General features: G+C 35.8%; 26 protein-coding genes. 11 read left to right on the top strand and 15 right to left on the bottom strand.

Going from position 1 to position 24,755, the window contains the following annotated elements; translation table 11 throughout:
* Positions 1 to 63 precede the first annotated feature (63 nt).
* Together GGR42_RS10575 and GGR42_RS10570 are read left to right on the top strand one after the other, a co-directional pair.
* Positions 64 to 1,776, top strand: a complete 1,713-nt coding sequence (locus tag GGR42_RS10575) for a GMC oxidoreductase (RefSeq protein WP_167963654.1) — start codon at positions 64 to 66, stop codon at positions 1,774 to 1,776.
* The gene (locus tag GGR42_RS10570) at positions 1,776 to 2,426 is read left to right on the top strand and encodes a gluconate 2-dehydrogenase subunit 3 family protein (RefSeq protein WP_167963652.1); all 651 of its coding nucleotides are present in this window, start codon (positions 1,776 to 1,778) and stop codon (positions 2,424 to 2,426) included. The genes GGR42_RS10575 and GGR42_RS10570 overlap by 1 nt, the downstream gene beginning before the upstream one ends.
* 614 nt (positions 2,427 to 3,040) lie before the next feature.
* On the opposite strand, the gene GGR42_RS10565 is transcribed toward GGR42_RS10570, so the two are convergent.
* The 4 genes from GGR42_RS10565 to GGR42_RS10550 all read right to left on the bottom strand — a co-directional run bounded on the left by GGR42_RS10565 (position 3,041) and on the right by GGR42_RS10550 (position 7,872).
* Positions 3,041 to 5,518: a ribonucleoside-diphosphate reductase subunit alpha gene (locus tag GGR42_RS10565; protein ID WP_167963650.1), complete on the bottom strand. Its 2,478-nt coding sequence runs from the start codon at positions 5,516 to 5,518 to the stop codon at positions 3,041 to 3,043.
* Positions 5,519 to 5,643: 125 nt separating this feature from the next.
* Positions 5,644 to 6,630: a ribonucleotide-diphosphate reductase subunit beta gene (locus GGR42_RS10560; RefSeq protein ID WP_167963648.1), complete on the bottom strand. Its 987-nt coding sequence runs from the start codon at positions 6,628 to 6,630 to the stop codon at positions 5,644 to 5,646.
* A gap of 492 nt (positions 6,631 to 7,122) precedes the next feature.
* Entirely contained in the window at positions 7,123 to 7,674 is a 552-nt protein-coding gene (locus tag GGR42_RS10555; RefSeq protein WP_167963646.1) for a hypothetical protein, read from the bottom strand.
* A 54-nt stretch (positions 7,675 to 7,728) separates the two neighbouring features.
* Positions 7,729 to 7,872: a hypothetical protein gene (locus tag GGR42_RS10550; RefSeq protein ID WP_167963644.1), complete on the bottom strand. Its 144-nt coding sequence runs from the start codon at positions 7,870 to 7,872 to the stop codon at positions 7,729 to 7,731.
* Between the two features lie 337 nt (positions 7,873 to 8,209).
* Between GGR42_RS10550 and GGR42_RS10545 the strand changes: the two genes are divergently transcribed.
* Both GGR42_RS10545 and GGR42_RS10540 read left to right on the top strand, forming a co-directional pair.
* Entirely contained in the window at positions 8,210 to 8,944 is a 735-nt protein-coding gene (locus GGR42_RS10545; protein ID WP_167963642.1) for a LytR/AlgR family response regulator transcription factor, read from the top strand.
* A 3-nt stretch (positions 8,945 to 8,947) separates the two neighbouring features.
* Positions 8,948 to 10,930, top strand: a complete 1,983-nt coding sequence (locus tag GGR42_RS10540; RefSeq protein ID WP_167963640.1) for a tetratricopeptide repeat protein — start codon at positions 8,948 to 8,950, stop codon at positions 10,928 to 10,930.
* On the opposite strand, the gene GGR42_RS10535 is transcribed toward GGR42_RS10540, so the two are convergent.
* Complete coding sequence (locus tag GGR42_RS10535; RefSeq protein ID WP_167963638.1) at positions 10,920 to 11,492, bottom strand: DUF3109 family protein; 573 nt, start codon at positions 11,490 to 11,492, stop codon at positions 10,920 to 10,922. The two genes, GGR42_RS10540 and GGR42_RS10535, sit on opposite strands and share 11 nt — an antisense overlap.
* Before the next feature lie 124 nt (positions 11,493 to 11,616).
* Between GGR42_RS10535 and GGR42_RS10530 the strand changes: the two genes are divergently transcribed.
* Together GGR42_RS10530 and GGR42_RS10525 are read left to right on the top strand one after the other, a co-directional pair.
* Positions 11,617 to 12,189, top strand: a complete 573-nt coding sequence (locus tag GGR42_RS10530) for a MarC family protein (protein WP_167963636.1) — start codon at positions 11,617 to 11,619, stop codon at positions 12,187 to 12,189.
* An 11-nt stretch (positions 12,190 to 12,200) separates the two neighbouring features.
* Entirely contained in the window at positions 12,201 to 12,404 is a 204-nt protein-coding gene (locus tag GGR42_RS10525) for a hypothetical protein (RefSeq protein WP_167963634.1), read from the top strand.
* Here the strand turns inward: GGR42_RS10525 and GGR42_RS10520 are convergent.
* The 4 genes from GGR42_RS10520 to GGR42_RS10505 form a co-directional block, all read right to left on the bottom strand.
* Positions 12,401 to 14,038, bottom strand: coding sequence for a S41 family peptidase (locus GGR42_RS10520; protein WP_167963632.1), 1,638 nt, complete (start codon positions 14,036 to 14,038; stop codon positions 12,401 to 12,403). The two genes, GGR42_RS10525 and GGR42_RS10520, sit on opposite strands and share 4 nt — an antisense overlap.
* A gap of 11 nt (positions 14,039 to 14,049) precedes the next feature.
* Positions 14,050 to 14,487 (bottom strand): deoxycytidylate deaminase, encoded by a 438-nt coding sequence (locus GGR42_RS10515; protein WP_167963630.1) that lies wholly within the window; start codon positions 14,485 to 14,487, stop codon positions 14,050 to 14,052.
* A gap of 119 nt (positions 14,488 to 14,606) precedes the next feature.
* On the bottom strand, positions 14,607 to 15,191 hold the full coding sequence (locus GGR42_RS10510) for a HupE/UreJ family protein (RefSeq protein ID WP_167963628.1): 585 nt from the start codon (positions 15,189 to 15,191) through the stop codon (positions 14,607 to 14,609).
* A gap of 35 nt (positions 15,192 to 15,226) precedes the next feature.
* Positions 15,227 to 15,979, bottom strand: coding sequence for a TerB family tellurite resistance protein (locus GGR42_RS10505; RefSeq protein WP_167964471.1), 753 nt, complete (start codon positions 15,977 to 15,979; stop codon positions 15,227 to 15,229).
* Positions 15,980 to 16,111: 132 nt separating this feature from the next.
* On the opposite strand from GGR42_RS10505, the gene GGR42_RS10500 reads away from it, so the two are divergent.
* The 5 genes from GGR42_RS10500 to GGR42_RS10480 all read left to right on the top strand — a co-directional run bounded on the left by GGR42_RS10500 (position 16,112) and on the right by GGR42_RS10480 (position 20,012).
* Positions 16,112 to 16,522, top strand: a complete 411-nt coding sequence (locus GGR42_RS10500; RefSeq protein ID WP_167963626.1) for a BrxA/BrxB family bacilliredoxin — start codon at positions 16,112 to 16,114, stop codon at positions 16,520 to 16,522.
* Positions 16,523 to 16,627: 105 nt separating this feature from the next.
* Positions 16,628 to 17,029, top strand: a complete 402-nt coding sequence (locus GGR42_RS10495; protein ID WP_167963624.1) for a hypothetical protein — start codon at positions 16,628 to 16,630, stop codon at positions 17,027 to 17,029.
* Between the two features lie 66 nt (positions 17,030 to 17,095).
* Complete coding sequence (locus tag GGR42_RS10490) at positions 17,096 to 17,833, top strand: lysophospholipid acyltransferase family protein (RefSeq protein ID WP_167963622.1); 738 nt, start codon at positions 17,096 to 17,098, stop codon at positions 17,831 to 17,833.
* Entirely contained in the window at positions 17,830 to 18,486 is a 657-nt protein-coding gene (locus GGR42_RS10485; protein WP_167963620.1) for an HD domain-containing protein, read from the top strand. The genes GGR42_RS10490 and GGR42_RS10485 overlap by 4 nt, the downstream gene beginning before the upstream one ends.
* A gap of 101 nt (positions 18,487 to 18,587) precedes the next feature.
* On the top strand, positions 18,588 to 20,012 hold the full coding sequence (locus tag GGR42_RS10480; RefSeq protein ID WP_167963618.1) for a Gfo/Idh/MocA family protein: 1,425 nt from the start codon (positions 18,588 to 18,590) through the stop codon (positions 20,010 to 20,012).
* A gap of 40 nt (positions 20,013 to 20,052) precedes the next feature.
* Here the strand turns inward: GGR42_RS10480 and GGR42_RS10475 are convergent, their stop codons facing one another.
* The 6 genes from GGR42_RS10475 to GGR42_RS10450 all read right to left on the bottom strand — a co-directional run bounded on the left by GGR42_RS10475 (position 20,053) and on the right by GGR42_RS10450 (position 24,695).
* Positions 20,053 to 20,586 (bottom strand): lipocalin-like domain-containing protein, encoded by a 534-nt coding sequence (locus GGR42_RS10475; protein ID WP_167963616.1) that lies wholly within the window; start codon positions 20,584 to 20,586, stop codon positions 20,053 to 20,055.
* Positions 20,587 to 20,698: 112 nt separating this feature from the next.
* Complete coding sequence (locus GGR42_RS10470) at positions 20,699 to 20,935, bottom strand: DUF1059 domain-containing protein (RefSeq protein ID WP_167963615.1); 237 nt, start codon at positions 20,933 to 20,935, stop codon at positions 20,699 to 20,701.
* Positions 20,936 to 21,077: 142 nt separating this feature from the next.
* Positions 21,078 to 21,482, bottom strand: a complete 405-nt coding sequence (locus GGR42_RS10465; RefSeq protein ID WP_167963613.1) for an OsmC family protein — start codon at positions 21,480 to 21,482, stop codon at positions 21,078 to 21,080.
* 181 nt (positions 21,483 to 21,663) lie between these two features.
* Entirely contained in the window at positions 21,664 to 23,118 is a 1,455-nt protein-coding gene (locus GGR42_RS10460; protein ID WP_245201430.1) for a dienelactone hydrolase family protein, read from the bottom strand.
* A 111-nt stretch (positions 23,119 to 23,229) separates the two neighbouring features.
* On the bottom strand, positions 23,230 to 24,096 hold the full coding sequence (locus GGR42_RS10455) for a DUF5694 domain-containing protein (RefSeq protein ID WP_167963609.1): 867 nt from the start codon (positions 24,094 to 24,096) through the stop codon (positions 23,230 to 23,232).
* 239 nt (positions 24,097 to 24,335) lie between these two features.
* Positions 24,336 to 24,695 carry a hypothetical protein gene (locus GGR42_RS10450; protein WP_167963607.1) on the bottom strand — a complete coding sequence of 120 codons (360 nt, stop codon included), beginning with the start codon at positions 24,693 to 24,695 and terminating at the stop codon, positions 24,336 to 24,338.
* Positions 24,696 to 24,755 lie beyond the last annotated feature (60 nt).

The following is a 24,755-nucleotide window of genomic DNA, read 5'->3' as shown; positions in this document are numbered from 1 at the left end:
AGCGAATAAATGTAAAGAATTAATTTTATATTTAATAAATTTATGAAATAAACAATTTTATAAATGAGTAAATTCTATTTTAACGAAGAACAGGAGTCGTATGATGCGATTGTTGTAGGTACAGGTATCAGTGGTGGCTGGGCAGCCAAGGAATTATGTGAAAAAGGGTTAAAGACATTAGTCCTGGAACGTGGGAGAATGGTAACACACATTGAGGATTACAAAACTGCCCATATGGATGTTTGGGATTTTCCAAATAATGGAAGACCAAGTAGAGAAGACCTTTCCAAACAAGAAAAACAAAACAGGACCGGTTATACTACAGATGCTTCCATAAGAGATTGGTTTGTAAACGATTTAGAACATCCCTACAATGAGACCAAACGATTTGATTGGATGAGGGGATACCACGTTGGTGGAAGATCCATTATGTGGGGACGCCATAGTTATAGATGGAGCGATTTAGATTTTGAAGCAAACAAAGTAGATGGCATGGCCGTAGATTGGCCGGTAAGATATAAAGACATTGCTCCTTGGTATGACAAAGTAGAGTCTTATATAGGTGTTACAGGAGAAAAATTGGGATTGCCCCAGTTACCAGATGGACAATTTGAACCCATGTTTGAATTGAATTGCGTTGAACAACATGTTAGGGAAAAAGTATCGGAAAATTTTGATGGCAGAGTAATTACTTCAGGACGTGTTGCCCACATAAACAGCGACAAACAATTTGATGGACGTACACGTTGCCAACATAGAAATAGGTGTAGTAGGGGATGTCCTTTTGGAGCTTATTTTAGTAGTAATTCTTCTACATTGCCGGCAGCGGAACGCACTGGAAACTTAACATTGAGACCCGATAGTATTGTGCATGAGATAATGTATGATGCCGATACCCAAAAAGCAACAGGAGTAAAAGTAATAGATAGAATAACAAAAGAGACCTATGAGTTTAAGGCAAAAGTAATTTTCCTTTGTGCTTCTGCAATAGCATCTACTTCTATATTGATGCAGTCAAAATCAGACCGATTCCCTGATGGAATGGGCAACGATTCTGGTGAATTAGGAAGAAATATTATGGACCATCACTTAAATGTTGGTGCTGGTGGAAAAATGGATGGTTATGAAGATAAATATTATAAAGGTCGTAGACCGGGAGGTGTTTATGTTCCTAGATTCAGAAATTTAGGAGGTAAGACAAATAGTAAGGATTTTATCCGTGGATACGGATATCAAGGCGCAGCTGGAAGGGGCAATTGGGAAAATTCCATTGCAGAAATGTCTTACGGAAAAGACCTTAAAGAAAGTATTCTTAAGCCAGGCGGCTGGACTTTTGGAATGGGTGGTTTCGGCGAGGTCCTTCCCTATCATGACAACAAAATGACCTTGGATTATGATAAATTGGATGCTTGGGGACTGCCAACAGTTACTTTTGATGCACAATATGGTGAAAATGAATATAAAATGCGAGAGGACATCAAAATTCAAGGTGTAGAAATGCTAGAGAAAGCAGGCCTTAGAGATGTTCAACCTTTTGATGGACAAAGTGCACTTGGTCTTGGAATACATGAAATGGGAACAGCGCGTATGGGAAGAGACCCTAGAACTTCCGTTTTAAATGGAAACAACCAAGTACATGCTGTAAAAAATGTTTATGTAACTGATGGTTCTTTTATGACATCCGCTAGTTGTGTAAACCCATCATTAACCTACATGGCATTTACAGCAAGAGCTGCTGAACATGCTGTAAACGAACTTAAAAAAGGAAATATATAATGGATAGAAGAATTGCACTAAAAAATATGGGACTTGCCATGGGGTATACCATTGCTGCACCCACCTTGTTAGGTCTAGTACAAAGTTGTAAGAACGAAAAAGTTGCAGAGTGGGTTCCAGATTATTTAACTCCAGATGAAGGTTCTGTCCTAAAACAATTGGTAGATATAGTTCTTCCCAAAACAGACACTCCTTCTGCCTCAGAAGTAAATGTCCATGTTTTTTTGGATAAATTCATGAATGAAGTGATGGAAAAAGAACAACAGGACTTCATAAAAATGACCATGGGGAAGTTTATTGACAAAGCTTTGACAGACTCTAACAAAACAAATGCCTTAGACCTTACTGCAGATGACTTAGAGCCCGTTTTGGCCAGTTCTTTAAAAATTGGCAAAGAGGAGCAAGAAACTTATTTTGAGAGTATCCAAGCCTACATGGAAGCCCTTTCCGAAGATGAAACGGTTGTTTTGGATGATTCTGCCGCAAGATTTGCTTTTGCAAACAATCTTAGGGAGAATACCATATATGCCTATAAGACCTCTGAATATGTTGGCGAACAAGTTCTAGCGTACTTACCAGTACCTGGGCCTGAGTATATTGCCTGTGGCGACTTACAAGAACTTACAGGTGGCAAAGCCTGGTCTATATAATAGAATAATATTTATTTGAAATAATAACCCTCATCTGTTTTTCATGCTGGTGGGGGTTATATGTTTTAAGTGAACAGCATTTTTTTACAAAAATTCTTTCATCTACACTATTTACTTACTTGACGAGCCAAAAAAGCAATCCGCCTAAATATTTACAGCATTAATATTCCATTGAAGTAATTTTATGCTTAAATAAAACAAAATTCCAATGGGATAGTATCCAATAGTATTTTGGCCTTACTGTTTTGTTTATATAATCGTTAAAATAGGTTATGCTAAATGTAAAAAAGCACATAAATAAATACGTTAATATCAGTTTTAACATATTATTTTAAGGATTTCTTAATCCATAAATAGATTTTAAACGTACATATAATAAGAAATTTTCTAAAAAACCCCTAATTATGGACAATTACATTCTTTTCTTGGTCATTTATGCTACCCTATTTGTGTTTTCAACTAGAGTCTTAAAAACATTTCTGAAGAAGTAGTAGGTGGTTATTTGTTCTACTTTTAATAATCATATACAAACTTCATATAACAAAAAACACCCTAGAAACTCCATGGTGGGGTGAGTTTTTCTAAGGCATTTTTTTAATAGCTTTGCTTTGGGTTTAAGACCCACACATGAGGCAATCATCATCTGCTTGGCCTTCTTTAGCCCTTGCAATCATTGCTTTCATTTCTTCAGCTGTCATAGGCTGTATATCCACTTCTTGTTGGCTTGCTGGTTCAACATCAACTTTAAGGGCTGCCGCAGCCTCTGGAGTCGCAGCAGTCACCTCAGCTTCCGCAGCTATACTCACTGGCACTTCTTTCTTTTTGGTATTGTCCAAGGTAAACTTAATAGCGTCTACAGCGGATTTAGTCCTTAAATAGTACATGCCCGTTTTAAGTCCACTTTTCCAAGCATAGAAATGCATTGAAGTAAGTTTGGAATAGTTGGCGTTTTCCATGAACAAATTCAAAGACTGGCTTTGATCTATGAAATATCCTCTGTGTCTGGACATATCAATGATATCTTTCATACTTAGTTCCCATACCGTTTTATAAAGCTCTTTAATATCATCAGGAACAACATCTATATGTTGAACAGAACCGTTGGCCCTCATCAATTCCTGCTTTAAATTCTCATTCCACAGACCCAGTTTTACTAAATCCTCCAAAAGATGCTTGTTTACCACAATAAACTCCCCAGACAACACTCTTCGGGTATATATATTGGATGTATAAGGCTCAAAACATTCGTTGTTTCCTAATATTTGAGAAGTGGAAGCTGTAGGCATTGGAGCAACCAACAAGGAATTGCGAACACCATGTTTTTTTACTGATTTCCTCAACTTTGCCCAATCCCAACGTCCAGAAAGTTCTTCATCCTTAATTCCCCATAAATTATGTTGAAATTCACCTTGGGATATGGGAGAACCTTCATAGGAGGAATAAGCCCCTTCTGTTTTAGCTTCTTCCATTGAAGCTGTAACAGCAGCAAAATATAACGTCTCAAAAATCTCTTGGTTCAATTTCTTTGCTTCGTCACTGGTAAAAGGCAAGCGCAGCATAATAAAAGCATCCGCCAAACCTTGAACCCCAAGACCAATTGGTCTATGGCGCATATTAGAATTTTCGGCCTCTTTAACAGGGTAATAATTTCTATCTATTACTCTGTTGAGGTTTTTAGTCACTCTCTTGGTAACTCTAAATAATTCCTTATGATCAAATTCACCATTTTTAATGAACATGGGCAACGCTATAGAAGCCAAATTACATACTGCCACCTCATCGGGAGATGTATATTCCATTATTTCTGTACAAAGATTGGATGACCTAATAGTACCTAAATTTCTTTGGTTACTTTTACGGTTAGCAGCATCCTTGTATAACATATAAGGAGTTCCAGTCTCTATTTGTGACTCCAATATTTTTTCCCAGAGTTCTCTTGCTTTAATTGTTTTACGCCCTTTACCCTGAGACTCATACTTTAAATATAATTCTTCAAAAGCTTCACTGTGGTTATTAAAAAGATTTGGACACTCATTTGGACACATTAATGTCCAATCTTCATTTGCTTCCACTCTTTTCATGAACAAATCCGGAATCCACATGGCATAGAAAAGATCCCTTGCTCGCATTTCTTCTTTACCAGTATTCTTTTTAAGGTCTAGGAAATCATAAATATCTGCATGCCATGGCTCTACATAAATAGCAAAACTACCTTTGCGCTTTCCGCCACCTTGATCAACATATCTTGCTGTATCATTAAAAACACGCAACATAGGTACAATCCCATTAGAGGTTCCATTTGTTCCCGCAATATAAGAACCTGTAGCCCTAACATTATGTATAGACAATCCTATACCTCCAGCCGACTGTGAAATCTTTGCTGTTTGTTTTAAAGTATCGTATATCCCATCTATACTATCATCTTTCATTGCCAAAAGAAAACAGGAGGACATTTGTGGTTTTGGTGTTCCAGAATTAAAAAGAGTTGGTGTAGCGTGGGTAAAATACTTTTTGGACATAAGCTCATATGTCTCAATTGCTGCCTCCAAATCATTTAAATGGATTCCTATAGAAACCCTCATTAACATGTGCTGTGGACGCTCGGCAATTTTACCGTTTAACTTTAAGAGATAGGAACGTTCCAAAGTTTTAAAACCAAAATAATCGTAGCCAAAATCTCGGTTATAAATAATTGTGGAATCCAGTGTTTCCGAATTTTCAGAAATCACCTTAAAGACCTCATCTGACAACAAAGGTGCCTTCTTACCAGTTCTTGGATTTACATATTCATAAAGATCCTTCATTGTTTCCGAGAAGGACTTTTTTGTATTCTTATGCAAGTTAGAAACAGAGATACGGGCAGCAAGTTTTGCGTAATCTGGATGCGTGGTAGTCATGGTTGCCGCTATTTCTGCCGCCAAATTATCCAGCTCAGAAGTAGTTACCCCATCATACAAGCCCTCTATGACCCGCATTGATATTTTAACTGGATCAACCAAGTTATTTAATCCATAACATAATTTTCTTACCCTGGCCGTGATCTTGTCGAACATCATTGGCTCTTTTCTTCCATCTCTTTTTAATACATACATGCAGCTACAATTGTTTTATAATTTGTTAGTTAGTGAATCTAATCTTGTCGTGAAATCTAAGATTAAATGTAAAATACCTTAAGACTCCCAATAATGCTTGGGAAGGGCCAGTTATTCCTTATTCTCTAAAAATCAGCATCAAAACTAATTTTCTGGGAATCCTCATCTTTGTCTTTGTTCAACACTCCTGCCTTCTGATACTCTGATACTCTTTTCTCAAAGAAATTTGTTTTTCCTTGTAGGGAAATCATATCCATAAAATCAAAAGGATTAGAGGAGTTATAGACCTTTTCGCACTCAAGCTCCACCAAAAGCCTATCCGTAACAAACTCCAGATATTGGGTCATTAATTTAGCATTCATACCTATAAGACTAATAGGAAGGGATTCTGTTATGAATTCTCTTTCTATGTTTAAGGCATCTACAATAATTTCTGTAATACGTTCTTTAGGAACCTTGTTCACCAAGTGGTGATTATGCAAATGCACGGCAAAATCACAATGCATTCCCTCATCTCTAGAAATTAATTCATTGGAAAAAGTAAGTCCGGGCAACAATCCTCTTTTTTTCATCCAAAATATAGAACAGAACGCCCCAGAAAAGAAAATACCCTCTACCGCAGCAAAAGCAATCAATCTCTCTGCAAAACTTGGGGAGTCAATCCATTTTAATGCCCAATCTGCCTTCAACTTAATTGCAGGGAAATTTTCTATAGCCTTAAAAAGCTTGTCTTTTTCACCTTCATCTTTTACATAAGTATCTATCAACAAGGAATAGGTTTCAGAATGAATGTTCTCCATCATAATCTGAAAACCATAAAAGAATTTTGCCTCGGAGTATTGAACCTCATTCACAAAATTTTCTGCCAAATTTTCATTGACAATACCATCAGAAGCAGCAAAAAAGGCCAAAATATGTTTAATGAAATAACGCTCATCATCACTTAACTTATCATTCCAATCTGTTAAGTCTTGGTGAAGGTCTATTTCTTCAGCAGTCCAAATACAAGCTTCTTGTTTTTTGTACCATTCCCAAAGATCGTGGTGTTGAATTGGAAATATTACAAATCTATTCTTGTTTTCCTGCAAAATAGGCTCTATAGCGTCTGACATTTTATTGATTTTAAAGTGTTGTTGGAGAAGATAGAAAATACCTTGCTCTTGGGACTAACAAAGATTAGAAAATGGAATTGATTTATGAAGCCCCTTTTATTATTTCAATTACAAAGTTTTTAACACCTGTTGTTGAAATCTAGGCTGGCAAGTGATGTTTGTTGACCTTTTTAAAAATTAGATTTTTACAAAAAAATCACATTGAATATATATTAAAAAAAATAAACCAAAAAGTATAAAAACATTATACTTTTTGGTTTATCATTTCCTTCAAGAAGCAATCGGTTATCAAACTTTACGGTCCACCCAACATTACATTTGCCCTTAAATTGATTTAGCTGATTTAGGTAGTTCCCCCGAAACCTAAAACCGTGCAATTTAACAAATCCAGCTCGTGGACTTGACTCTTCAAATTAATTGCAGTAACATTGAAAAAGCACTTTATTAAAGTACTTTTATGTGAACCGTAATTTCTGCTTGATATTTCTTTTTTTATTTCTTTTTATTTGCGGAAAAACTTCCTTGAATATTTATTTCATTATTGTTGGTGTTTTTCATTGTTACCGCAATTGAGCCTTTTAAAACGTCCTGACCTACATGTTCTATCCTTATTTTTCCAGAATTTGCAAAAAATGGTAATTCTCCAAAACTCTTAATGTTTGCAAATCCAAAAACACCATCAAAACAATTAATGAAACCTTCTATATGATTCCCTACTCTATATACACCCTCTCTTATGTTGTTTTTATTTTTTCTTTCTTTAGAAATTAAAAATTGCATAGAATGCACTTGTCCATTTAATCTATTTTTTAAGTTTAATCTCAATGTACTGTACTCAACCCCTTTTATAGATTTTATTATTACTTCTTCAAATTCAATTTCTCCCTGAAACTCTTTTTGCAGGTCTCCAGAAGCATTTATGACATAATTTCCAATTTCTAATTTTGCTCCTGGCAATACACCTGTGGACTTCCCAGAAGTAAAGAGCACAAGGGCCAAAAGCCAAAGACTGGTCCTTATTATTCTATTTACTAGGTTAAACATAATTTGGTGGCGTTAATTTTTTTCATTGTTCTCTCACTTAATACTTGTACAAAACTATTTTTTGTCCAGTATCATATTTGTCTCTGTGTTCTCCATGGCAACATCACTATCCAAACTATTGTTGCTTTTTCCATTTGTTGCCACGGCAATAATCAAAACAATTAAAAAAGCCGCAAACATTAATACACATTTTCTCATTTGAATCAATTATTTAATATAGTTGAACATTTCTGCATTAAACTATGGAATAAAGATATAGGGCAGATTTTCCTAAAAATTAACATTATGTATAAATGGCAGTAAATTTTGTATGAATGGCATCTTCAATTTACCAACACAACAACCTGTATGTTATGTGCTGATTATCAACAAATTAGGATTACATGTTTTTGTGGTAATACTCCTACATTTAAATAGTGCCCATATGCTGATTTTAATTATATTAACCCCATTAATACTTAAAATATCCCCATTCGCACATCTTTTTGAGCAATTGATATACAATAAAGCTATTTTTGATTACATTCCATAATCTATGTTAGAAGCAGTACTGGTAGATGATGAAGAAAAGGCAATACAAAGCCTTTCGTGGGAGTTGACCAACTTTAGTGATGAGATTAAAGTGGTGGCTTCCTTTACGGATGCCCATGAAGCCTTGGCTTATTTGGGAAAACACACACCTGACTGTCTATTTCTAGATATAGAAATGCCCGTTATGGATGGCTTTCAATTTATCCAAAAGCTTACCAACAAAGAATTTCCCGTAGTCATAACCACGGCTTATAACCAATATGCCATAAAAGCATTAAAAAATGAGGCAATAGATTATCTTTTAAAACCCATAGACACAGACGACCTCAAGGATACCATTGTTAAAATTAAAAAATTCAATTCCAAAAACTTTACTGCCGAAAAATTAGAAAGTATTCTCTTGAATTTTAATTCCAATTCTCTAAAAAAGAAAGTAACCATTAATACCGATGGTAAATTGTTATTCCTAGAAAGTGATGAAATTCTTTATGCTGAATCTGATGGGAATTACAGCACAATATACTTGTCCGATGGTCAAAAAATAGTACTTACCAAAAAATTAAAAGAGGTGAACGAATTGCTGCCCAGTGATTCCTTTTTTCGAATTCACAACTCCTACATAATCAACCTTAACAAAATAAAAGAATTTCTTAAAACGGATGGATATGTTATATTACAATCCAACCATAAAATACCTGTTTCTAGACAAAAAAAATCTGATTTTCTAGATTTGCTATAATATATGCCAGTAATCATTCCCCTTAATTTAATTCCCAAAAAAAAATTGGTTACGGATGCGTCTCTGAGAAGCATTTTTATTTTATTTTTTCTCTCATTGTGGTGCATTCAAAGTTTTGCACAAACTGTATCAAGTTCATTTATTAAAACTACAGATAGTCTTATAAAGGCCAAGCCTATAACTTATAATGAGCTGGACGCCTATTTAAAACCAAAAAGGACTGATACTGTCTATATGCGTTATTTTGCCAATAAAGCGGCAAAACAAGGATTCTTAGTTGGCCAATCCTATGCCTTGAACCAACTTGGAAGAAAATATAGGGATATTTCCCAGTTTGGAAATGCCATAAAACTTCATAATGAGGCTCTAAAAGTGGCCGTAGAAGCTGACAATATTGAATTCAGAATATTTAGTCTAAACATGCTAAGCGTAGTATATCGCAGAACAGATTCTATAAAATCCGCACTAGATTTTGCCCAAGAAGCTCTTTCTCTTGCCGAAACAATAGAAAATCCTTCAACAGAGATATTAAGAAGCATTAATGTATCCTTAAATGGAATAGGGAATATTTACAAAAGAATGGAACAGTATGATTTGGCCATAGCCAAGTTTTCCGAATCGTTGATTTACGAAAAGAAACTAGGTAATGTTTTGGGAATGGCCATAAACTACCACAATATTGGAGAGTGCTATGAAGCCCAGGATAAGTTGACAGAGGCCCTGGAAAACTTTAATATTTCCCTTAAATACAACAATCAAATCAAATCGGAAAAGGGAAGGATTATATGTCAATATAGTATTGCACATGTCTATGTTCATCAAGATAAACCTGAGCAAGCCCTATCTCTTCTAGAAACCATACTCCCATTGGCCGAACGGTTGGGTGACAAAACCATTATTTCAGAAATACTAATTAATTTAGGGTGGACCTATATCCATACAAAGAAGTACTCTGAAGCTGAAAATAACCTTAGAAAGGGGTTGGAAATAGCTCAAAAATACAATCTGGCAGATGCCGAGGCTGAAGCGGTTAAATTTCTATCCGAACTCTCCGAGAAAAAAGGTGACTTTGAAACCGCCATTGCTTATTATAAGGAAGCAAAGGGACTAGAAAAGAAAATTTCCAACAATCTTAATATCAGATATGTCAATGATATCATTATGCGCTATGAGGCTGAGAAAACAAAAAACCAAATGGAGGCATTGGCAAAAGAAAATGAACTAATACAACTTAAGTTAAGAAAAAATAACACTACACTTTTGGTAAGCGGACTAGCCTTGGCTCTATTAGCAGGTATACTTTATATTTTATATAGACAATACCAATTAAACAATGAGAAAAAAGTCTTGACCTTGGAGCAAAGCATGCTTCGCAGCCAAATGAACCCGCATTTTTTATTTAATTCTCTTAACTCCATTAAACTTTATATAATTAACAACGAAAAAAAGAATGCCGTTCACTATCTAAACAAATTTTCCAAATTGGTAAGGAAAATTTTGGAGGCTTCATCCATGAAAGAAATATCATTGGCCGATGAATTGGAAACGGTTGAACTTTATATGAATATTGAGAATATTCGTTTTTCCAATGAAATTGATTTTAAAATAAGCATTGATGATGCAATAGATACTCACAACATAAAAATTCCCTCGCTTATCTTACAGCCATTTTTGGAAAATGCCATTTGGCACGGTTTGTCTTCAAAAGAAGGGGAAAAGAAAATAGAGCTTCATATAAGTAAGGAAAATCAATGGTTCACCAAAATAAGTGTCAGTGATAATGGAGTAGGAAGAGAAATGGCCCAAAAAATAAAGGAAGGTAAAGTTCTAAAAAGAAAATCCGTTGGAATAGATATAACCAAAGAGCGTCTGGCTAATTTCTCAAAAGATTATCAAAATTCTTTTGAAGTAGAAATGGTAGACTTGTATGATGATGAAAACCAACCTGCGGGAACAACGGTAATCCTATATATTCCTACGGTTTAGTATGTTCTTTTGCGACCTCTTCCAACTCCGCATACCACTTTTCCCCAAATTTTCTTATCAATGCTTCTTTAACAAACTTGTAAATTGGCACTTGCAATTCTTTTCCCAAACTACAGGCGTCATCACAAATTTCCCATTTATGGTAATTTACGGCGGTAAGCTCTGTATACTCCCTTACCCGTATAGGATATAAGTGACAAGAAACTGGTTTTTTCCATGAAATGGCCCCTTGGTTATAGGCCTCTTCTATACCACATTTGGTAATACCATTCTCAGAAAAGACAACATAGGCACATTCGCTTTCGTTTACTAAAGGGGTTTCCCACTCTCCATCATCACCTTTTACAAATGCGCCCTGCTCTTCTATGGCAGCAATACCTTCTGGCCTTAAAAATGGCTTAACGTCTTTATAGATATCAACTAAAATCTCAGTTTCAGAATCCTCGACAGGGGCACCAGCATTGCCATCAATACAACACGCTCCTTTACATGCACTTAGATTGCATACAAATTCATTTTCTATTATTTCCTCGGATACAATGGTCTTTCCTAACTGAAACATATCTTGCGTTTATATTGGCAAAGATACCTTTTTACAACATCAACAATCTCTTTTATTTTTCTTCAAAAGATCCAAAAGCTTTCTATAAAACGTAAATTTGCACGAAATCTAAATTCGGTTCAAAATGAACTTCAACTTTAAGGAAATTATCACAGCAAGTATGATTCTTTTTGCTGTAATTGATATTTTGGGAAGTATTCCAATTATCATAGGCCTACGTAATAAAGTAGGTCATATCCAGTCTGGAAAGGCCACTTTGGTAGCTGGTGGCATAATGATAGCTTTTCTATTTGTGGGGGAAGAAATTCTGCAGTTAATCGGGATTGATGTAAACTCCTTTGCCGTGGCCGGAGCCCTAGTTATTTTCTTTTTGGCCATAGAAATGATCTTGGGCATTACCCTATATAAAGATGATGAGCCTGAAAGTGCTTCTGTTGTCCCAATTGCCTTTCCCTTAATAGCTGGAGCGGGAACCATGACCTCTTTACTTTCCTTACGGGCCGAATATTATGTGGAAAATATTATTGTTGCCATTTTAGTAAATATTATTTTTGTTTATCTGGTCTTAAAATCTTCAAAAAAAATAGAGCACGTTTTGGGTAAAAATGGGCTGAATATAATCAGAAAAGTATTTGGGGTAATTTTATTGGCCATTTCAGTGAAATTATTTGCGGCAAACATCAATCAACTTTTTTAAAAATAATAGCAATGAGTAGAACACTTACCATAATATTAATGATTTTAGCGGTTGCTTTGATTGCCTATAATGCCACTTTGATAGATTTTGAAAACCCTTTGTTGGGTGATAGTCTAATTGCATTGATAGGAATTGTTGCTTGCCTTTGTGCCATTGTCCTACTTCTCATCTATATTACATCTAAAAAGATAGAGAAAAAATTGGATGAAGATTAATTGATGGCCTCAATTGAGTCTGCCTCTTTTTGGTATAATGTTGGGGCATCCAACTCCAGTACTCTATTAAGCATATCATCCCCTTCTCCTTTTATTTTGGCATAACTATTTTTAGAAAACAACTGTTCCGCCAAGGATGCCTTTAAATATAATTTTATTTTATCCTCTAAATCATAATATTTTAATTGTAGCCTTCTCACCTCTGGTGATCGCTCACAATAATTGATGAAATCTTCAAACAATATGTCGTCAACTCTAAAATTATCTACAAATTCTGATTGGGTATAATCTTTATACTGTAGTCTGTTCTTGTCCAAATGTTCAAAAACATAATACGATATAAATCCTATACTTTCCAAGGTCTTCACTGTTTCTTCCTCATTGTTGCCAATTGGAACAAATGCATCTGGAATTATACCTCCACCGCCATAGACCACTTTGCCCTTTGGGGTTGTAAATTTTAATGAATCTGCCACCTTTATACTATCCACAGAAACCAACTCCCCGGTATGGTAGCGATCTGTAAATGTTTGGTAGTAGTCCTTATTCCCATTACTATAGGTTTTTTGTATGGAACGACCTGTTGGGGTATAATACCTGGAAACTGTTAATCTAACTGCCGACCCATCGCCCAATTCCATTTCTCTTTGCACCAATCCCTTTCCGAACGACCTTCTCCCCACAATGGTTCCTATATCATTGTCCTGTAAGGCTCCTGCAATAATTTCACTTGCAGAGGCGGAACGCTCATTTATCAGCACATAAACAGGTTTATCCTCAAAACTCCCCTTATCTGTGGCAAAGGCTTTGTCTATCTTTCCCTTTTTATTTTTAGTGAATAGAATCAATTTACCATCCTCTAGAAATTCATCTGCCATTTTTTCGGCAATCCCCAGATATCCTCCTGGATTGTCCCTTAAATCCAAGGTCAGCTTTTTTGCCCCTTGCTTTCTTAGTTCTGTTAATGCATTTTTAAATTCTGAAAAAGTGGACTCCGCAAATCTATTTACTTTTATATAACCCATGTCTTGGGTCATCATATAATAGGCTTCCACACTTCTAATGGGAACCACTCCTCTTTTAATATCCACGGTGAAAAATCTATCCTCGCTCTTTCGATATACTTTAAGTTTTACTTTGGTTCCTTCTTTTCCTTTTAATCTATTTACAATGGTATCATTGGGTAATTTCCTACCATATAAAGTATCTGTGTCCGCAACCAAAATACGGTCACCTGCTTTTATGCCTTTCCGGGAGCTTGGACCATTTTCAACGGTTCTAATAACCGATATAGTGTCCTTATACATGTAGAAATTTACCCCAATCCCAACAAAATCGCCCTTCATGTTCTCCGAAACCTCTTTCATCTCCCGTTTTGGTATATAGACAGAATGGGGGTCTAATTTGTTTAAAATGTTGTTGACCGTAACATCTACAATACTGTCTGTATCTATTTCATCCACATACTCAAAATCTATATAATCAATAAGCCTGTTTAGCTTGTCCTTTTTTGAGTTTGTGGTAAATAGTTTCTCTGGTGAATCATTAAAATGAAGCTTTCCGCCTATAAAAATACCAATGGCCACAGCTGTGCCAATGATTGCAGGCCATAAGTAGTTATATTTTTTGTTCATTTTATAGGTTGTTAAGAAATATTCTCAATATTGGGTAAATGTGTCAGGTCCACACCCGCCTTTTCCAAAAAAATTAATCCCGAATCATCTTTGTAAGCCTTTTTATAGACTACCCTTTTAATTCCTGATTGATGTATCAACTTGCTACATTCCCGACAAGGGGACAATGTTATATATAACGTAGAACCTTCACAAGATTGTGTGGAGGATGCCACTTTTGATATGGCATTGGCCTCTGCGTGCAATACATACCATTTGGTGTACCCTTCTTCATCTTCACAAAAATTTTCAAATCCTGTTGGGGTACCGTTATAGCCATCAGATATAATCATTCTATCCTTTACAATGATAGCTCCAACTTGCTTACGCCTACAATAGGACAATTTGCCCCATTCTTCGGCCATTCGTAAATATGCTTTATCGTATTTTTCTTGTTTGTTTTTATTCATTCAATCTGCGGACAGCTTATATAATTGCCATCCTTTCTATTTTTTTTCTCTTTCATCAACTAATATAGGCCTTTACCCAATGTTGACAACTATGCAAAAGGTTAATATTTAGTGAAAACCTATATAGGAAATGTATTGATGAGCATAGGTATGGTTATTAAAATAATTAATGCCGAGCATATTAAAACAAATAGGGATTGCTTTACCTTAAAAAGGTTTTGTACAATATAGGCCAATAACAATATGCATAGAATAATTGTTACTTGGGAAAGTTCTATCCCTAGTGCAAATCCCAATAACGGGCCCGTTTTTTCATCTTCTCCCGCCATTAGCATTTTAAAATAGTTTGAGAATCCAAACCCATGGATCAGTCCAAAAAATGCCGTTGCCAGTGACGGCAGCAACAAACTTTTGTGACCAATGTTCTTCTTAGAATCCAAAATATTGAACAACGCTGTCAATAAAATGGTCAACGGAATTAAGAATTCTATCCAGGTAGCATCCATTACCACCACTTCATACACGGACAACGCCAAAGAAATACAATGGGCAATAGTAAAAATGGTAGCCAAAATCAATACTTTTTTCCAGCTTTTAAACGTAAAAGGGATTGCCAATGCGGATAGGAACAAGATATGGTCATATGCTCCAAAATCCAATACATGACTCAAACCCAGTTCTATATAAAACCAAAATTCCTGCATTTTCTTTTATTTATGATTAGATTAATCGGAGGTTTCTAACTAATCCCTCGCTCTTTCTGAATTTCTTCATAGGCCTTTTGAACCTGTTTAAATTTTTCCTCTGCACCTTTTTTAATGGCCTCATTTTCTGTAATTACCTTGTCTGGGTGGTACTTTTTGGCCATGGTCCTGTAGGCTTTCTTCACTTCCTCATCTGAAGCATTTTTACCTATCTCCAAAATTTTATACGCATTATCGGCCGATTTGATGAACATGGCCATGATACTTTCGAAATCACTAAGATTAACCCTAAGGTAACCTGCCATTTCTCTTATTTTATTAATTTCAGGAGTACTAACATTACCATCTGCCTGTGCAATTCCAAACAAAAAATGGAGCAATTGTAACCGAACTTCATAGCGTGTACGTTGGGTCATATAGGCACAGACCTTCTGGGCAGAAATTTCCCTTTTTTTAATGACCTCGTTAAAAGTCCTAAAAATGGCATTGGCCTTTTCCTTGCCATAAGTGCTTACAAAGTACTGTCTTACATAGTCCAACTCCCGTTGGCTAACTTGCCCATCTGCCTTTATAACTATAGAGCATAGGGAAAGAAGGTTCAACTCAAAATCTGCTGGGGATACTTGCTGCCTGCGCATATCCCTAAAAACAGTGCCTGCTCCTCTTCCAATACTGCCCTCTCCTTTTGCGCTAAAACTATCTATGGCACTTCCAATAAAAAAACCTAAAATGGCTCCTGGATAACGAAAAATATAGTACCCTAAAATAGCGCCAAACCATTTAAACATAATAATTTTGAATTTTTCCAAAGATATAATTTTACTGGCTAAAAGTCGTTCTATGGAAAAGTTAAGGTACTCCCTAAAAATGCGACAAATTAGTTACCTTTGTATCCTATTACGAATTAAAAATAGACAAATATGTATCCCGCAGAATTAGTTAAACCTATGAGAGATGACTTGGCAATGGCCGGGTTTGAAGAATTACATACATCCGAAGCCGTTAAAAATGCTTTGGCACAATCTGGTACAACTTTAGTAGTTGTAAATTCTGTTTGTGGTTGTGCCGCAGCAAATGCTAGGCCAGCGGCAAAAATGAGCCTTATGAACAATAAGAAGCCAGACCATATAGTAACTGTATTTGCCGGAGTAGATTTTGAAGCTGTTGATGCTGCTAGAAATGCTATGATCCCTTTTCCTCCCTCTTCGCCAAGTATGGCCTTGTTTAAGGATGGTGAATTAGTACATATGATAGAGCGCCACCATATTGAAGGAAGGCCAGCAGAAATTATTGCTGAGAACTTAACAGAAGCCTATAACGAATTCTGTTAAGAGTTTCTCTTCTTAAAAAAGAACCAAAAAGTTGTGGAGGTCTAAAAAGAGCTACGCAACTTTTTTTTGTTTTAAACATCTTTTAGAAAACAAAATAGTTATAAAATGAAAAAATTGATTTTAGTATTGGGCTTGCTTCCAATGCTCATCCTAACAGGATGTCTTGGAGATGACCCAGCCTTAGAAAATGATTTTGAAGATGATGTGCTTGCCCTACAAGCGTCATTGGACCTGGTTAATGCCACTGCCGGCCAATCTGTGTGTGCTGATGGTTTTACTTGTAAGTTTATAGCCTTAGGGGCAAAAGCCTGTGGAGGGCCCAAATCTTATTTGGTCTATTCAACATCTATAGACACAGACAATTTAGAAGCCATGGTTGCAGCATATAACCAAAAAGAGAAGGAATTTAACACAAAGTGGGACATTGTTTCAGACTGTGCCCTGGTTGTAGCTCCTACGGGAACAACTTGTGAGAATGGAAAATGCGTTGCCGTGTACGATAATTAAAATTTATCAAAGAAAAATTCTTGTGAACCTCTGAATATCATTCAGGGGTTTTTTTAATTTTGTGATATGACCAAACTGATCTCTTATCCAGTATCCATAATTTTCTTTCTTTTTTTTGGATTAACTCTAGTTGTTTTCCATCCCATACAATGGGTTTGCCTAAACGTTTTTGGTTATAGTGCGCATGCCAAAAGTGTGGCCTATTTAAATTTGTCCCTTATGAGGTGTACCAATATTTTGGGAACCCGATATTCTTTTAATATTCCCTTCGAAATTCCGAAAAACAAGCCTTTAATTTTCGTCACCAATCACCAGAGCATGTACGATATTTCCCCTATTATATGGCACATGCGGAAACATCATCCAAAATTTGTAAGCAAAAAAGAACTAGGAAAGGGCATACCAAGCGTATCCTATAATTTAAGACATGGTGGTGCAGCCTTAATAGATAGAAAAGATGGAAAACAGGCCTTGTCTGAAATTTCCAAACTAGGCAAAAACATTGAAAAAAATAATTGGAGTGCCGTTATTTTCCCTGAGGGCACTAGGAGCAGAACAGGACATCCCAAAAAATTCCAGCCCACGGGTCTTAAAGTTCTTATGAAAAATTCCCCCTCGGCCTTGGTGGTTCCTATAAGCATAAACAATTCATGGAAAATGTTGCGCTATGGCAAATTCCCCATGGGTCTTGGCTCACATATTACCCACGATGTTCATGAGCCAATAGAAATTAAGGGCAATTTGGATGAATTGATAACCATAGTGGAAAAAAAGGTGGTCTCAGGAATAACTTCTTTTAAATGACAGATAAAAATAATATTGAACAGACCATGGCCTTTGTTAAGGAAACCTTGAAAGGAGCAGAAGGTGGTCATGATTGGTTCCACACACACCGTGTGTTTTTAAATGCCCAAAGAATTGCTCAATCTGAAAAAGTAAATTCCTTAGTGGTTGCCCTAGGAGCTTTATTGCACGATATTGCCGATGCCAAATTTCATGATGGGGACGAAACAGTTGGACCCAAATTGGCGGAAGAATTTCTTTCCACTATCCAAGTGGATGCAAAAGTTGTCCAGCATGTGGTGAATATAATCAACCATATATCCTTTAAGAATAGTCTGTCAGATGGAGAGAAGTTCAGCTCCAAAGAATTAGAAGTTGTGCAGGACGCAGACCGATTGGATGCCATAGGTGCCATTGGCATTGCCAGAACGTTTAATTATGGGGGATTCAAAAACAGGGTTATGTATGACCCGGAAATTGCTCCCAACCTAAGTATGAGCAAAGAAGAATATAAAAAATCCAACGCCCCCACCATTAATCATTTTTATGAGAAACTACTGCTCTTAAAAAATAAAATGAATACCCAAACGGGGAAAAAATTGGCAGAAGAGCGACATCAATTTATGTTAGATTATTTAGAGCAATTCTACAAAGAATGGAATGGAAATTCCTAAGTACTTTTCTATAACGTTATAGTTTAAATAACAGAACGCTTTCACAATATAATTTTACTTTTTTTGTATCTTCAAGCAACTTAAAAATAAACCACCCAAAAATGCAAAGAAGAAAGTTTATCAAAAATGTAGCGGCATCATCTGCCGCTTTTTCAATTGTTCCCAGTTATGTTATGGGAAAAAACCATGTTCCCCCTAGTGACACTTTATATGTAAGTGCTTTTGGTGTTGGTGGTCGTGGTGCCAGTGTTATTAATGACCTGCAAAGAACCGGCAAAGTTAAATTTGTTTCCTTTTGTGATGTAGATGACAATAGAGCCAAGGAGACTTATCAAAATTTTCCGGATGTAAAACGCTACAAAGATTTTAGACAAGTCTATAAAAAGCATCTAAAGGATATGGATGCCATTATGGTGGCCACTCCAGACCATACCCATGCGACCATTTCATTACCCTTTATTAGAGAAAAGAAGCATGCTTATGTAGAAAAACCATTGACACATAATATTTATGAAGCCCGTTTAATGACCCAAGCTGCGAAAGAGCATGGTGTGGTGACCCAAATGGGAAATCAAGGAGCTTCCAGTGATGGCAGTAGACAGGCAAAGGAATGGATAGATACCGGTGTTATTGGAAAAGTAAAAAAAATAGATTGTTGGACCAACCGTCCAGTTTGGCCACAAGGAGTGCCGGTCCCGACTGAAAAACATAGAATTCCAAAAGAATTGGATTGGGATTTATGGTTGGGTCCTGCTGCAATGCGGGATTACAACTCAGCTTATCTGCCCTTTAAATGGCGTGGATGGTGGGATTTTGGAACTGGAGCCCTAGGGGATATGGGTTGCCATATTATGGAAACCCCTTTTAGTGTCTTGGATTTGGGATATCCTACCGAGGCCGAAGCCAGTTGCACCACCAATTGGGTGGGTGATTTTGTAGAGGCAGATTATAGTGCTTCTTGTCCCGCTTCTTCCGTAGTAAGATTAAAGTTTGACCATGATATTCATGGCACCATAGATTTTAGTTGGAGCGATGGAGGTATTAAGCCCGATTTGCCAGACGATTTAAAAGATGGGGAAACCATTGGTGATTCTGGTGGGGGTACTATTTTTTATGGTACAAAAGGAATTATGGTAACCGATACCTATTCCCAAAATGCCAGGTTATTGCCTTCTGCACAAATGAGTCTCTTTAATCCTCCTGCACCAACCTTGACACGTATTGAAGGTGCTGTTGGGGGACATCAGCAAAATTGGGTAGATGCCTGTTTAAATGGAGGTACAACCTCATCAGATTTTGCAAAAGCCGGTCCATTGACCGAAGCTGTTCTTATGGGCAACCTCGCCATTAAGGCATACCAATACAAGACCTTAAAAGAAGGCAAGAAATTGGGCGATTGGGATCCGTTTGATTATCCTGGAAGACGAAAACTCTTGTGGGATGGTGATAATATGCGGGTAACCAATTATGAAAAAGCCAACGAATGGGTAAAAAGAGACTATCGTAAAGGTTGGGAAGTAAAGTAAAACATAAAAGCCCCTCTATATTTTAGAGGGGCTTTTTTTATCAATTCACTTTTTCAAATTCAAATTTTGTTTTCCAAGTTCCAGACCATTCCGGTTTGGTGCCATCTGGATAGGTTTCGTCGATCATGGTCAATTCCAAAGCGTTCTTTTGAATTTTATAGGTGTAAAATTGTAGCCCTTCTTCAAAACCAGGAACTTTCGCAATTTTTGCAGTTGTGGTCAATGTAGAATCTGTCATTATGTAGCTCCCTGCATTAAAAACAACCGACCTAAAACCTGCTTTAATTTCATCATCCGTTGGATTGGATAGCACTTTAAAAGGAGTTCTTGGTCCTTCTATGGGTGTCCACATAATGGAATATCTATTTTCATCAATCATAAAAATACCAGGTTGTGCACTTTCTATGGTGTAGGTGGTATCTTTGGATATCCAATGTATAGATGACATTTCCCATGAACCCATAAGTGGATCAGTTGGCGTTGTATCCTTTGACCCAACAACCGCCTCCTTACAAGAAAAAACCAGTGCAAGTAATGATATAAATAGAATAGAGCGCTTTGTTAAACCCTTCATTTTCAGATTTTAAATTTTTGTGGTTACAAGATAATATATCCCGGTATAAAAATTCTATCTGCTCTTGTTTGTACCTAATATGAATGGTTTTGTTCAGTTTTAGCGCCCATTATTAGATTTCGGCAAGGGCATCAAATTCTTTTCTCTTAGTGTTGAACCACTCTTGCATGCCTTCTGGAGATTTCATTAATTCCTGCATCTTGGCCATTGCCTTAAGGTGTGCTTCGTCCTTTTTTTGGAACATTTCCTTTCCATGTTTTTTGCTTATTTCTGCAATTTCTTCAAAGGTATTGGCGTGAAATTCCAAATCGCAAGCTCCACCTAATTGTTTACAGGTCATTGTTTTCATAGTATTTATCTGATTTTGTTATGGAATCATCCCCAAGGATAATCACTCCTAAATTTAATTACTTCTAAAATAAGAATTTCCTTTTAGGAAATTCGCCATAACAATTCTTAGATCTGTTGTTGCTCTTTTTTCCATGCCTTTGTTAAACAGTCAACTTTTTTACTGCTCCTGTAATAGTACAACTGGACTTAACTGTATTAAATATGGTTCCAAAATTTTCGATGTTCTTTTTAAGTAACTCCATATTTAAATTATTGTCCGTACTATAAACAATTAATTCATACTTTATCCCATCCATCCTTGGAGGTTTCTCAAGCCGGGTTGCGCTGACCCTTATTTCAGCATTTGAATATTCAAACTTCATTAAAGTGGAAAATCGTTCAACATTTTTAAGAATACAGGCCGCAAAAGACCCTAAAAATAACTCGGCTGGGTTTGCCAAAGTGTCTTGTGATTCTGGAGTGGTTCCAAAAACAATTTCAGTATGTTTAATAGCTATGGAAGCATTGTTTTTTGAAGATGAGCTTGCATTAACAAAATACCTCATATATGGGTTAGTTTAATGGTTAGACTTTTTGCCAACGGTCCCTTTATGATGGCCATTGTTTAAAGTTAAGGATTTCTCTTTAGGAAATGCTACACAAAGAATTATAGTAAACTACCCAATATTTTTTATTGGCCTCGCCATCCAATTAGCTATGTTTTATAAACATTATTTATAGTGGTTTTTAATCCCGAAGCTGTTTTAATCTGTCAATCGCAGTTTGGTTCTGAGCATTAAGTTCTAACGATTTCTCAAAATTTTCCATGGCCTTTTCCTTATTGCCAATAAATAAATATGCCTCCGCCAAACTATCATAAAGGTTGGCAGAATTTGGATATAGCTTTGTTGCCAACATAAAAACATATATTCCTTGTTTCGAAGTACTAGGGTTAAAAACGAGTTGCAGGCCAACTCTATTAAGATTGCCCTCAGGAAGTTCTAGCGAAGGGTGCTTTGCTTTGGTCGAAATATACAGTTCATAAAGATTATTATAATCCTGGTAAGAGGCCAATTCATTAAAATCTTGAAAAGTGAATTCAGGAATCTTTGCTTTTTTGGCCTGTTTGGACAAAAGACCTTCCCCTATCCCATTATCCAAAGGATTGTTTTCAATAAATCCATGTGCATTTGCATGTGTTTTTAAATAATTATTTAGAAAGTTCAAAGTATACACTGAAACCCATTTATAAGATTCCATAATTTCAGAATCCTTTTTATCCTGCCTTGTATCCCTTTGTTGGAAAAGAACACCTAGCGTACTAAAATAGGAATGAGTTAGATTGTGAAACTTTAATTTATAGGCGTTACTATTTGTAATACTATCGTACAATTGGAATTCTGAATTGAGTTCAGGATCAATATTGTCCTCTCTTAGAACTTCTTCGGGTATTTCTTTCTGTGCCATATGCAGGTATGGAACATCTATTTTTTTAATGTCAAAAAACGGTGATTTTTTTATTAATTTATACTGATACCTTTCTGTACCATCAAGGCTGACCACGGCTTTAATATTATCATTTCGTACTTGCGCAATAATGCTGGCCAAACCTCCAAAGCTAAAACCCAAAGTTGCTATTTTTTCAGGGTTGGCATTTGGAAATTTCATAACCTCTTTTATTAAAAATTCCACATCTCTGGCCTGAGTTTCCATTTCCTTTGCGTTATTTCTGCCAAACCAACGAGTATCAGTCCCTCGACTTGGGCTGGATATCACAATATATCCATGACTGGCCAAATATTCGCAAAGTGAAAAATTTTCTATTGAAGAAGCTTGATAACTTGGTGAATAGACAATTACTGGAAATTTATCCTTGGCAAATTCCAATTTAAAGTATGCCTTGGCCATCTCTTTTGTATGGTCTATATTTTCTGGGGTATTGTAATAGTAAAACCAATTTAGTATTTGTTCATTTGGAAGATGTTCCCATTCCTCTTCTTCTTTTAGGACTTCCAAATAATCCAAAACCTTTAACCGTTTCTTGCCACTAGTGTTTTGGCGTGAAGGATACCAAACACTTACAGGAATGGGCCTTGGAATTTTTTGATTATTATAATCATAAATTCTACTATAAGTTCTAGTGCTATCAGAAATGGTATAGTGCTTAAACCCTACCTCATAATTTCCGAAGTTCAAATCCATTTCCTTTAACGAAGTTTGCCCCTTGGATATGTTAGTTAAGAGAACAAAGCCTATCAATATTGGTAATCGCATTATTTTGGCATAGGTGTACATGGTTGTTGTGGACTGTTTTTAATTTTCTGTCATAATCTCTTTTAGCTCCTTTATTCTCCAATTTATATTCTCCTTAATAAACAATTCTATAATTGCGGCATGACTAGAACCGACCAATACCATTATTCTTTCATCTGTATCTTTAGTTTGCTTTTGAACAAAAGACCACATGTACAAATTTCTTTTGTACCATTCAGATGTTAAAAATACACCTTTGAAATCGTCCATGGAACCGGCCAATGGAATAAGATTGTTATGAAGGTCATTGGAGATATCTCTCATATTCTTACTGTTTACAAAGTATGTAAGTTCTTTTAGGGATGCGTCAGAATCTATTTTGTCGTCAAAGTCAACAGTAAACTTGGAAATAGCATTTTCTATTTCTTCTTTGAGTTGCAATTGCTTATTATCTTCTATTTCACCCATAACATCACCATAGGGAAATATTGTCTCATTATAATCAACGCCATATACCGTTTCTAGATTATTTTCTTTTGCCACTCTAAAGGCCAGCTGAAATATTTCGTTCTTAAGATAAAAGTCCGAAAGGCTATCATTTTTAAAATATAAGTCTTTAAGATATAGTTGATACAATGAATCCAATTCCTTTTGCTCATTATAAGGCCATTCTACGAATATTTTGGTCGGATTATATTTTTTAATCCTAGAGGATATTTGCTGTAGTTCCTTTTGGGATTTTTCGTTAAGTATGTCAAAGGATTTGGTTTTAGCCACATCGGCACCAGGATTATTGTAATGAAAAGTTCCAATTAGCAGTACTTCTTTACTGTTTATATTTTCAATAGGCTTTGGTTGTGCTTTGTCTTGCTCTTTTTTACAACTAACTATTAGTAGAAGAAGTAATAGAAATAGGTGGTTTTTCATAGGAGACTAAATATTGGTTATTAGTTACGTTTTATAATATGGCATATTTGCCCATTACTTATAAAGACGTCCTAATGTTTAAAAGGGTTGCCTAGGGCTTTTAGAGTTAAGGCAGATAAGGAAGCTTTTTACTTCTTTCCAGAGCAAAATCCATAAGATTTAGCGACTTTATAAATATACAAACCTTTCGTTTTAGTCCTAAATTCCGTATTACGTTTAGGTATTGTTTTAAGCAGTTTTTATTCGTTAAAATAGTTTTTAATCATAAATTCTGCCGATGCATACTTGTTTTTTATGTCTCGAATTAAATCCAATGCTCTATCGTTTTTCATTCTATCACTAGAATAACCTTTGCTTAAAATACCAAGTACATTTTCTAAAAAACCACTTTCATTTTCTAATTCCAGCATGTTTAAATCAGGAATCTCTTTTATATAGTTTAAAACAAATTCATCTTTAATATTAGACATTAGAAAAGATTTTAATTCCCTGTTGTATTGAGAGAATAATTCTATGTCGGTTTCTTCAGCATTTTGAGATATCAATCGTTCTGCTTGGGATTGTATATCTGCAACTTGTCTTATAATATTTCTATTCATTTTAAAATTTCACTATCTGAAAGGAATAAATGGCATTTTTTTAAATTGCTTACAACGGTT

Source organism: Saonia flava, from assembly GCF_011927795.1.
Classification (GTDB): domain Bacteria; phylum Bacteroidota; class Bacteroidia; order Flavobacteriales; family Flavobacteriaceae; genus Saonia; species Saonia flava.
Note: the sequence above shows the minus strand (reverse complement) of the source record. Positions and strands in the feature narration are given on the sequence as shown.